The organism is Thalassospira sp. TSL5-1 (assembly GCF_001907695.1).
In the GTDB taxonomy this organism is placed as follows: domain Bacteria; phylum Pseudomonadota; class Alphaproteobacteria; order Rhodospirillales; family Thalassospiraceae; genus Thalassospira.
On the sequence record NZ_KV880637.1, the window covers coordinates 383046 to 394286 of the forward strand.

General features: G+C 56.0%; 9 protein-coding genes. 3 read left to right on the top strand and 6 right to left on the bottom strand.

What is annotated here, in order from left to right:
• Nucleotides 1-720: 720 nt before the first annotated feature.
• Nucleotides 721-2190: an AMP nucleosidase gene (locus LF95_RS01850; protein ID WP_073953418.1), complete on the top strand. Its 1470-nt coding sequence runs from the start codon at nt 721-723 to the stop codon at nt 2188-2190.
• 66 nt (nt 2191-2256) lie between these two features.
• On the opposite strand, the gene LF95_RS01855 is transcribed toward LF95_RS01850, so the two are convergent.
• The 6 genes from LF95_RS01855 to LF95_RS01880 all read right to left on the bottom strand — a co-directional run bounded on the left by LF95_RS01855 (nt 2257) and on the right by LF95_RS01880 (nt 8906).
• The gene (locus LF95_RS01855) at nt 2257-3690 is read right to left on the bottom strand and encodes a serine hydrolase domain-containing protein (protein WP_073953419.1); all 1434 of its coding nucleotides are present in this window, start codon (nt 3688-3690) and stop codon (nt 2257-2259) included.
• A 95-nt stretch (nt 3691-3785) separates the two neighbouring features.
• Entirely contained in the window at nt 3786-4943 is a 1158-nt protein-coding gene (locus tag LF95_RS01860) for an MFS transporter (RefSeq protein WP_073953420.1), read from the bottom strand.
• Nucleotides 4944-5065: 122 nt separating this feature from the next.
• Nucleotides 5066-5650: a helix-turn-helix domain-containing protein gene (locus LF95_RS01865; protein WP_073953421.1), complete on the bottom strand. Its 585-nt coding sequence runs from the start codon at nt 5648-5650 to the stop codon at nt 5066-5068.
• A gap of 99 nt (nt 5651-5749) precedes the next feature.
• Entirely contained in the window at nt 5750-6319 is a 570-nt protein-coding gene (gene rsmD, locus LF95_RS01870; protein ID WP_073953422.1) for a 16S rRNA (guanine(966)-N(2))-methyltransferase RsmD, read from the bottom strand.
• Nucleotides 6319-8193, bottom strand: coding sequence for a pseudouridine synthase (locus LF95_RS23675; protein WP_073953423.1), 1875 nt, complete (start codon nt 8191-8193; stop codon nt 6319-6321). The genes rsmD and LF95_RS23675 overlap by 1 nt, the downstream gene beginning before the upstream one ends.
• The gene (locus LF95_RS01880) at nt 8190-8906 is read right to left on the bottom strand and encodes a gamma-glutamyl-gamma-aminobutyrate hydrolase family protein (protein WP_073954768.1); all 717 of its coding nucleotides are present in this window, start codon (nt 8904-8906) and stop codon (nt 8190-8192) included. The genes LF95_RS23675 and LF95_RS01880 overlap by 4 nt, the downstream gene beginning before the upstream one ends.
• Before the next feature lie 292 nt (nt 8907-9198).
• On the opposite strand from LF95_RS01880, the gene LF95_RS01885 reads away from it, so the two are divergent.
• Nucleotides 9199-9633 carry a nucleoside deaminase gene (locus LF95_RS01885; RefSeq protein ID WP_174560998.1) on the top strand — a complete coding sequence of 145 codons (435 nt, stop codon included), beginning with the start codon at nt 9199-9201 and terminating at the stop codon, nt 9631-9633.
• A gap of 88 nt (nt 9634-9721) precedes the next feature.
• Complete coding sequence (locus tag LF95_RS01890) at nt 9722-11230, top strand: DASS family sodium-coupled anion symporter (protein ID WP_083607458.1); 1509 nt, start codon at nt 9722-9724, stop codon at nt 11228-11230.
• The last annotated feature ends 11 nt before the right edge of the window (nt 11231-11241 follow it).

Consider the following 11241-nt stretch of genomic DNA (forward strand, 5'->3'; position numbering starts at 1 on the left):
CGCGTAAATTGCCTCCTTGCTGATTTGTCGCTTGCGTTTCTGATCGTTTTCTCGTATTTTCCATAAATGACCAGTAGTCATTTATTGGTTTTCGGCAAGTGTGCCTCTTGCCGAATCGGGGTTGTGGTCTTTTTCCTCAACGTCTTATCAGCCCCTTTCTTGGGTCGGTGCTTATGCTCCGGCCCCTTTTTTTGCTCTCTCTTTGCCATACAAATCTTGTGGGTTTCATCCCTGAAATATTCCAGCGGCTGGCAGTGTCAGTGATGCTATCCTGGGGGCGTTATGCGCAGTGGCGTGATGTATAAGTCTGTTACCCCTGCCTTTCCGGCCTTTTTGTCAATGACCTTTGGTCATTTATTCAGTCGGGCAGCATGCGGCCTCCGTTTGAAAGGATGAACCAGCGTGGCCTTTGGGCTGAGGGATGGAGGCTGCCTGTCCAGTGTGAAACAGTATGTGGTGGGCTGGGACGAAAAGTGCGCCTTTTTCTCTGGTTATGGGAAACTGTCATTTGGAATCTTTGAAAATTGCAGGCACACTCTATGGATAAGTGCAGCCAACTACTGCGAAATTGTGCGTTTTCCTGGCAAAATCCCGGTTCTTTACTTTCGCGGGGCAGGGCTGGTCGCATTTCACAATTGCGCAATTGGGGGTTGCCAGAACCGGGTTGAGCGGTGATAAATCTCTCGCTCACAACCAAAAAAAATAAAAAGGAGCAATATCATGGTATCCGGAATTCACGGATCGGTTCGCGATCTCTTTGAATTTACCGATGCAGACAAGGCATTGGCCCGTATTCGCGATATTTACAATACCGGCGCTACCGCCGTTCGCGAGGCCTTTACCCGTTTTGGCGAAGGGCAACAAACATCCCCCGTTCGCGCCTATTACCCGTATCTTGGTATCGAGGTTCCGCCCGAAAAGCTGCATGTGGAAAGCACGCTTTCTTATGGCGCACCGCGCGATCCCGGGGTGTATGGCACCACCCTGACACGCCCGGACCTGTTTGAGGAATATTACCGCGAACAGATAGAACTTCTGCTGAAAAACCACGATGTTCCGGTTGTTGTTGGTGTGTCCGACCGGCCCATTCCAGTGCCGTTTCTGGTAGAAACCGCAACCGATGCCATCGGCCCGACCGATATTCGCCAGTTGCAAATGACCTTTGACATGCCCGATCTGGCGCGGACAGACGATGACATTGCCAATGGCGTGCATATCCGCACCGGTGACGTGCCCAAGCCCCTGTCGCTGTTTTCGGGCGAACGGGTGGATTATTCACTGGCACGCCTGCGGCACTACACCGCAACCCTGCCGGAACATTTCCAGAAATTCGTGCTGTTCACCAACTATCAGCGCTATGTTGATGAATTCATCGAATATGCCAAATCGCAGCTTGAGGACCCCAAAAGTCCCTATGTCGCCTTTGTCGAACCGGGGCCGGCCGTGCATGTGCGCAAAAACGCGCCCAAGAAATGGCAGGCAGGCGGCGAAGCGGTCAAACAGCTTCCACAAATGCCGTCTTACCATTTGATCCGTGAAGATGGCCTGGGCGTGACGCTGGTTAATATCGGGGTGGGGCCGTCCAATGCCAAAACGGCAACCGATCATATTGCGGTGCTGCGCCCGCATTGCTGGCTGATGCTGGGCCACTGTGCCGGACTGCGCCGAAGCCAGCTTCTGGGCGATTATGTGCTGGCACATGGTTATGTCCGCGATGACCATGTCCTTGATTCCGACCTGCCCCTGTGGGTGCCGGTTGCCCCGATTGCCGAAGTACAGGTGGCCCTGGCCGATGCCGTTGCCAATGTTACCGGCCTGACGGGCAAGGAAATGAAGGCGCGCATGCGCACCGGCACCGTTGCCACCACGGATAACCGCAACTGGGAACTGCGTTATAGCGAATTGTTCGTTCGCCTGAACCAGGCCCGCGCGATTGCCGTGGATATGGAAAGTGCCACCATCGCCGCCAATGGTTTCCGCTTCCGCGTACCATATGGCACGTTACTGTGTGTGTCGGATAAACCGGTACATGGCGAATTGAAACTGCCCGGTATGGCAAATAATTTCTATCGCCAGCGCATTGGTCAGCATCTTGAAATCGGCCTGCAAACCATCGAAACCCTGCGTGCCGAAGTTAATCAGCTCCATTCGCGCAAACTTCGTTCGCTGGACGAGCCTGCCTTTAGATAATTTTGTCGCCAGACAATGTTTTTCAAATAAAAGTGCCCCGTCAAAGATCTTTGGCGGGGTCTTTTATTACTTGTTTGTGTTCCCGGAGTCTTGCGCTTCGCCTTGCGGGTCCGCGTTTTCTTCATGCTCCGGGAACAGGGCGGCGATACCGCCGACAAATTTGTGCAGGTCAAAGGCCTTTGCCTTGCGGGTCAGGCCAAGCCGCACAATGACCAGATCTTTGGAGGGGATAACGCTAAGCGATTGTCCATCATGGCCCAGGGCGAAAAAGGCATCGGCCGGGATGGCCGCGGTCTCGGCGGATTGTTGCCCCTCTGCGGGCAGTTTAAGCCACCAGTGTGCGCCATACATGCCGTTTGGCGCATGCGGGGCCGGGCTGGTGGCATGGGCAACCCAGCCTTCGGGCAGCAGGCGTGTACCATTCCAGATGCCATCCTGTAAATAAAGCTGCCCCAGCTTGGCCCATTCGCGCCCGGTTGCGTGCATAAAGCTGGAAGCGACCAGATACCCGTCGCTATCGGCCTCGACCACGGCATGGTTCATGCCCAGCGGGCGAAACAGCAATTCGGCAGGCAATGCCTGATATTGTTGGATTGAGCGGCTGAGATTGCGCATGGCCGCCGATAGGACATTGGAGGTGCCGGAACTATAGTGCCATTCGCTGCCCGGGGGGGATTCCAGCGGTTTGGATACGGCCAGCCCGGCGGCGCTGGGCGCGACAAACAGCATCTGCACCACATCCGAAAGCGGGTTCCAGTAGCTTTCGTCAAATTCCAGGCCGCTGCGCATTTGCAGTAATTCGTCATAGGTGATTTTGACGCGTGGGTCGCCGGGTAGGGTATCCCATTCGTTGATGCTGACCGGGTAATTGAGCGGCGGTAACATGCCGGTCATGCGCATACGTCCCAAAATGGCGGAAAAGGCGCTTTTGGTCATCGACCAGCCGGTTAGCGGGGTATTGACCGTAATGCCGTTGGCGTAGCGTTCGGCGACAATCTGCCCCTTATAAAGAATGACGATGGCACGGGTGCGCCGGCTGGGTTTCAGGGTGGGTTCATCCATTGCGGCAGCCAGAATATTGCTAAGCTGGCGCCGATCCACACCTGACGGCAAGGGGGCGGTCATCAGGGGTTGGGGGGTAATCGGGCGCAAAACAGGGCTGCTGTTTTGTATGCTGACGGCATTTTCCGGGGTGGTCAGGGTGCAGCCCATATTGGGGCGATAAACGGCAATTCGGGTGCGAAAGCCAAAGGCATGGGCACTTACGGTTTGATGGCGCAGATCAATATTGGCGGTTATCAGCGACAGCAGGGCATTGTTGTCTGCAAGGACATCTTCATCAAGGGCGCGTTCCGAGGATAATCCGCTGACAAAAATGCGCGAACACATGACCTTGGCGGTGTAACCCGCGCCAACCGGGGCCAACCAGATGAAAAAGCTGGAAATAGCGACAATAATCAGCAGTACTAAACCGATAAATATGGCTTTAAGCCAGGCCATTCCACATCCTTCACCCTTGTTTTGCGCAAGGGAAAGTCGCCCGCTTTGATCTTTTGGTCAAGGGGTGGTTGCCGGAAGGATGAGAAATACCCCATTCATGCCATAATGCTGATCCGCTTACCCGCAATGATCATGGCCAGCAGATAGAACAGCGCAAAGGCAAAGGCGGCCCCGCTCCAGGAAAAGTCATCAATAATCAATCCGGAAACCGGCGGGATGATCACCACGAATATTTCGGCAAATTGGGCGAGCATCCCTTGGAGGGCTGGCATGGAAAGGGTTTTGCCCGCAATGCGCGGCAACAGGGCAAAACAGGTGCCCGCAACAATGCCCTGCCCCACATTGAAGGCACATAGAACAATCATCACGGTGATCAGGCCGGAGGCACTGTAGATGATGGCAATGCTGACCGCCATAAGCGGCAGCCCGATTAGCAGCAATAAACGCCCCTGAACATTGCGCCCCAGCAAAATGCCGCCCAATAATGATCCGCCAATATTGCCAATGATCGTGGTGACACCAATTATGGTGGCGGCCAGTGTCAAACCAATATCAAGCCGTTCCATCAGCATGGCGGGCATAAAGGCCACGGTGGCCGATGTCGTGCCGCCAAAAATGGCAAATGTCAGGGAAACGGCCAGGGCATTTTTATCGCGTAATACGCCCATGATGCCGTTGGTCAGGGACCGGCTGAAGCCCTCGCGCGCGGGGGCCGTGCGCAGCATTAACGGAAGGATAAAAACCAGTCCCGGAAGGGCGCAGCCCATCACTGCCACCCGCCAGCCCAGCCAGGCGCTTAACCCGGCACTGATCCAGGTGCCCAGCGCGATGCCAACCGGCACAAACGTGCCCCATAATCCCATCGCCAGGGCCACAACACGCCGATCTCCCAGATGTGTCATCCAGCTTGGCGCGGAGACAACAATCAGCAAATAACCAATACTTGTTAAAAACCGGCCAATATATAAAAAGGCAACATGATCGGCCTGTGAAAAAACCAGTGCGCCTAAAGCCATGGTCACTGCCCCGGCAATGACCGCCTGCTTCAGGCCCAGCCGTGCCGCCCATATCCCGGCGGGCAGGGCGCACAGGGCACCGGCAGCGGTAATCAGCGATGCCACCAGGCCAAACTCGGCCTGTGACAGATCGAACTGGCCGCGCAGCATATTGGCAATCGGGCCGACCAGCCCTACCTGCATTGAGGCACAAAGTCCGGTTCCATAAAGAAAAACAATGGGCAAAAAAGCACGCATGGGAGTTCTTTCTGATTTTGGCTTGCGTGCTTTTAGCCTGTTACGCGCCTGTGGGCCACGTATGAAATATGCGTATCAGGTGCAGGAAGGAGGGTGCAGTTTTTTTTAAGAATGGAAAGGTTTCAATCGCATGTTGGTTCTCGGTTAAAGCCGGTGGTCAGACGCACTGCCTGCCCATCGGACAGATAAAACCGTTCCCATAAAATATACCGGTCAACAATGCGCATAGGGGCGCCATCGCGCGGGGAATTGGCAAACAGGACATGGTCCGTCTGATCATCATGCCAGCCGATATGGTGCAGATTCTTTTCGGCAGCGGCAATGTCGCGATTGGCAAAGCGCCACAGGGACACCCCCAGCAATTCCGTTTCATCGCGCTGCCATTCTTTCTGGCGCGGCCCGGATGAACATAACAGTCGGTGGCTGCGATCCTCGATCAGATGGACCCGCTGGCAGGACTGCGACACCAAACGCTTTAACGCATGATCCAGGCGGAAATTGCGGTTGCGCGTCATCAAGTCGCAAAGCAATTTTTGCTGAAATGGTGCGGGCGATTGTATGCCCTTTTCCCAGCGCGAAACGGTTGCCTGTGTGACCCCCAGAATATCGGCCAGCCGTTGTTGTTTGATATCCGCCATGCGCCGCCAATGCCGCAATTTCTGGCCAAAGCTGGCAATATCATCGACTATGTCGCGGGTATGGGGCATGGCTGCGCGATACTGTTATTACAAGATCAACAGAATACCGCGCAGGCCTGACCTCTTCAAGAAATTGGGTGGGCCCCGACAAAGGTCCCGCCCAACCACTCAAGAATATAATCGCATAATATCGATCTGGCAGCGGCCATATTTTCGGGTATCGAGCATATCGATACCGGGAATATCAGTTGCCGCATCGCGCGGATCGCGTTCGGCGATGATCAGGGTTTTATCATCAATCCAGCCCGCATCGCGCAGGGCGAGAATGGATGGCGTGATTAAATCCTGATGATAGGGCGGGTCAAGAAAGATCAGGCTGGCAGGCGTGCTTGACTTGATCGGCTTGGTGGCATCGGCCCGCCGGGCGCTGGCGCGGTCTTCCAGTTTCAGGGTTTTGATGTTTTCGTCAATCGCGGCAAGGGCTTTGCTGTCGCGATCAAAGAATACGGCCTTTTGCGCCCCGCGGGACAGGGCCTCAAGCCCCAGTGCACCCGAACCGGCAAAGGCATCCAGGATGATGCCGTCATAAAGCGGGTTTTCATCCTCTTCATACCAGCGGCTGGCATGGGACAGAATGTTAAATAGGGCCTCGCGCACACGATCCAGTGTTGGGCGTACATCCTTGCCTGCCGGGCAGGCAAGGTTACGGCCCCGCAGGCTGCCACCTACAATGCGCATTAACGATCACCCCCGCGCCGGCCATTGCCACCGCCCGGCCGGGAGGAACCTCCCCGGCCAGCAGGACGGTCGTTTTGGCGGTTATTCTGGGTGTTGTTGCCTCCGGCATAACGGCCACGCCCCTTGTTGGTCGGGCGGTTGGTGGCATCGCGGCGGTTGCTGTCGCCTTCGCCTTCGTTGCGGTCACGGCGGGCATCTGGTTTGCCGCGTCCGGCCGGGCGGCCCGAACGTGCCTCGGGCCCGGAACCACGCTTGGCATCGGTAAAATCATCGCTGCGGTTTTGCTGGTCACGGCGGCCGCTGCGGCCACCACCCCGTCCGGCAAAGCCACCGGCCTGGTCGTTGCTACGGAAGCCATCATTGCTTCTGTCATCGCGGTTGCGGTTATTGCCGGGGCCAAAGGCGCGGTTGGTATCTCTGCTGTCCCGGCTATCCCGGTTATCGCGATTATCCCGGCCATCCCGACTGCTTCTGTCATCCCGGCGGCCCCGGAAAGTATCTGTCCGTTCTGTCCGCTCTACCCGGTCATCCGGGCGGCCTTGCCCACGCGGTGCGCCACTGCCCTGGTTGGGCCGGCCACGATAGCCGCCTTCCTGGCGCTCGGCAGTCGCATTTTGGGTATCCCGGTTGCGCTCATTCCGGAAATTGCGGTTGGGGTGGGCGTTCCGGTCATTTCTGTCGCGACGATCACCGCGATCGTTCCGGTCCTGCCGGTCATTGTGGAAATCGCCGCTGCGGTCCTGGCTGCGGGCATCGTCGCGCCCGGCAAAACCCCGGCGCGGGCCGTTACCAGCCCCCTGTTCCTGGCGGTCGCGGTTAAACGGGCGCGGGGCACCGCTGTGTTGCCGGTTGGACGTGCCGGTACCGGTATCGTCTCCCTCACTTGCGCCATAGCCACGCGGCCGATCAAACCGTTCCTTGTTGCGGTCTGCCGGTTTGCGGGCCGGGGCGGCCTTTTTCGGGCGCGGTTTGGCTGCGCGGCTGCCGTCACGCTCTGCGTTGGTTTTGCCGCCATCACCGTTAAAAAAGCCGGTCAGCTGTTCTTTCATTACCTTGCCGGTGATTTCATCAATCTCGCCCGGGGCCATTTTGCCCAAATGGAACGGACCATAAGACAGGCGCATCAGGCGCGTGACCGGCCAGCCAAGATGCTCCATAACCCGGCGGATTTCGCGATTTTTACCTTCGCGCAGTGTCACGGTCATCCAGGCATTGGTGCCTTTCTGAACGTCAACTTCCGCCTGGATCGAGCCGTAATTGATGCCATCAATTGTAATGCCGTCTTCAAGCTGTTTGAGCTTGGCGTCGTCAATAAAGCCATGCACACGCACGCGGTAACGCCGTGCCCAGCCGGTAGAGGGCAATTCCAGATACCGCGCCAGTTCGCCGTCATTGGTTAACAACAGCAAACCTTCGGAATTAAGGTCAAGTCGCCCCACCGAAATGACGCGCGGCATATGGTCTGGCAGGTTATCAAAAACCGTTTCCCGGCCCTGTTCGTCGCGGTGGCTGGTGACAAGCCCGCGTTTTTTAAACAAACGCCACAGGCGCGGCTTTTGTTTTTCGGGCAGCGGGGAATCATTGACATAAATAATGTCATTATCGGTCACAGTAACAGCCGGGGTATTCAGGCGCTTGCCGTTCAGCTTGACTTTGCCATCCAAAATAAGCTGTTCGGCATCGCGGCGGGAACACACACCAGACCGGGCAATGCGCTTGGCAATGCGCTCACGGGGCAGGTCTTCTGTCGGTGCGGCGGCTTCGGCGTCTTTACCTGCATCTTCGGCAAAATCGTCCTGCGGCATTTCCGCATCAAATTCGTCTTCGGTATCCAGGTTTTCCTGTGACGGGGCGTTGTCTGCCTTGTCGGTCATTTCCGGGCCTCAATGATCAGGGCGTCGAAGATTTTGGCATCTCCGGTGCTGATGTGAAATTCGGGATGCCACTGCACCCCAAGGCAATAACGATAACCGGGATGCTCAATCCCCTCGATCACGCCATCAGGGGCGCGCGAATTGATAATCACATCCGGTCCAACTTCTGCCACGGCTTGATGATGGGCCGAATTGACAGATAAATGATCCACATTGTCGCAAATACGCGCCAGCAGGGTTCCTGCTTCCACCGTTACCTCATGTCCGGCCTCGTCACGGGGATTGGGCTGTTCATGGGGCAGGCAGTTTTCAATGCTGTCGGGGATATGCTGAATAAGTGTGCCACCCAAAATAACATTCAGCAATTGCTGCCCGCCGCAAATGCCCAGTACCGGCATATTGCGTTTAAGGGCGCCGTCGGCCATCGCCCATTCAAATTTGGTGCGGCGGTCTTTGGTGATCACGCTGTCATGGCGTTCCTCGGCCCCAAACAGGGACGGGTCAACGTCAAAGGCACCACCGGTGACAACCAGGCCGTCAATCAGTTCCAGCAATTCGGGGACTAGCTCCACCTCGTGGGGCAGGGGCATGGGAATGCCGCCTGCGGCCACAACGGCCCCGGCATAATTCTGGCGCAGCGCATACCACGGAAATTTCGAATAGCCACCGGGCTCTTCGGAATCAAGGGTAATGCCAATAATCGGTTTTTTCATCTGATTGCTCATGGGCGCTGTTTAGCCTTCTGTCGGGGTCGGGGCAACGGCTATCATTCAGTCTGGCCGGTTTATCGTGACTTTTAACGTTGTTTTCGCGATCAGGTCCTGGTCCGTAATGAAATAGCCGGTTTTATATCAGGGTGACAGGCGGTGATCATAGGCATTACATGACAAATTGAAAACAGGTCACTACAACGAAGTACTGGCAATTCAGGCCAATGTGCCGATTCATCGAACTTTTAACGGATATAAACAAACCATGACGCCCCCCTTTACGGCCAATTCCTATATGGACCTTGCCCTGCAAGAGGCCCGGGCTGCGGCCATGCGCGGGGAGGTGCCGGTCGGGGCCGTGGTGGTGGATGGGAAAACCGGTGAGGTTCTGGCAAAGGCCGGGAATTTGACCGAAGCCGATAACGACCCGACAGCCCATGCCGAAATTCTTGCCATTCGGGCCGCTGCGGCAAAACGGGGCGAACCCCGCCTGCCGGGTTGTGATTTGTATGTTACCCTTGAACCCTGCCCGATGTGTGCAACTGCCATTTCCTTTGCCCGCATTCGCCGGGTTTATTTTGGCGCCTACGACCCCAAAAGCGGTGGGGTGGATCATGGTCCGCGCATTTATCAAAGCACAAGCTGCCATCACCAGCCCGAGGTTTATGGTGGCATCGGGGAAATCGAAGCGGCGAGGTTGCTCCGGGATTTTTTTGGATCTCTGCGCTAGATCAGAAAACTGGTTTTAAAACAGGTTTAAGTTTCAATCAGATTTGGCGACTTCCTTACCGGGATTACCAGAAACTGATGGAAAATTGATGTCTGAAAAACTGCGTTCTGCCACCGACGACAAAACGCCGTTGCGTGGCCCTGCAAGTGGGTTGAATTTCGGTTTAATTGCCGCGATTGCCGCCTTGATTGCCATTATGCTGTTACCAACACCCGAGGGCCTGCCCGTTGCCGGGCAGCGGATGTTGGCGATTTTTATTTTCGCCGTGATCATCTGGATCACCGAAGCGATTGATTTTGCCGTTAGCGCCATTGTCATTGCCGCTCTGATGGCGGTCGCGCTGGGCCTTTCACCCGATGTTAGCAATACCGATACCCTTTTGGGTACCTCAAAAGCCCTTAGCACCGCCGTTACCGGCTTTAGCAGCCGGGCGCTTATTTTGGTGGCGGCAGCCCTTTTGTTATCGGCCGCCATGACCCTGACGGGGTTGGATCGCCGCATTGCGATGATTGTGCTGTCAAAGGTCGGCGCCAAAGTCAGCCATATTGTGATTGGCAGTATTGTTGTTGCCACCCTGCTGGCGTTTCTGGTGCCCAGTGCCACAGCGCGTGCGGCGGCGGTGATTCCGATTATGATGGGTATTGTCGCGACCTTTGGTGCCGGGAAGCAAAGCCGCTTTGCCGGTTTGCTGATCATGACAACGGTGCAGGCGGTCAGCATCTGGAATGTGGGCATCAAAACCTCTGCGGCCCAAAATATGGTTGCGGTGGGTTTTTTGCAGCGCACCCTGGGGCTGGATATTACCTGGCTGGACTGGTTTGTGGCGGCTGCACCTTTTTCGTTGTTAATGTCAGTGGCGCTGTATTTTGTGATGATGCGCATGATGCCGCCCGAACATGAAACCGTACCGGGCGGTCGCGAAAGTGTGGCTGCTGCGCTTAAGGAAATTGGTCCGATGACCGGGGCGGAAAAACGCCTGTTAAGCGTTTCCTTGTTGCTGGTGTTTTGCTGGGCAACCGAGGGCGTGTTGCATCACTTTGACAGTGCGACCCTGACGGTTCTTGCTGTGACATTTCTGTTATTGCCCGGTATTGGCGTGATGAGCTGGAAACAGGCCAATGCCAAATTTCCCTGGGGCACGATTGTTCTTTTTGGTGTCGGCATCAGCCTTGGTTCGGCCTTGCTCAGCACCGGGGCAGCATCGTGGCTGGCAAAGTCTGCGGTGGATATATTTGGTCTGTCGGGCTTTGGTACATTGGGCATTATGGCCGTTTTGGGCGGGTTTTTGATTGTGATTCATCTCGGTTTTGCCAGTGCCACGGCTCTGGCTTCCTCGATGATCCCGATCATCATTGCCGTTCTTCAGCAAATGGATAGCGGCAGTGTGAATGTGTTTGGCACAACCATTTTGCTGCAATTTGTTGTTAGCTTTGGTTTCATTCTGCCGGTCAATTCCCCGCAGGGCATGGTCGCACACGGGACGGATACCTTTGCGGTGAAGGATTTTGTCCGTACTGGCCTAGTGTTAACCGTGATCGCCTATATTTTGACCCTGGTCTTTACCGCGACCTATTGGAAATGGCTGGGGCTGGCATAGTCGCTGCGTAG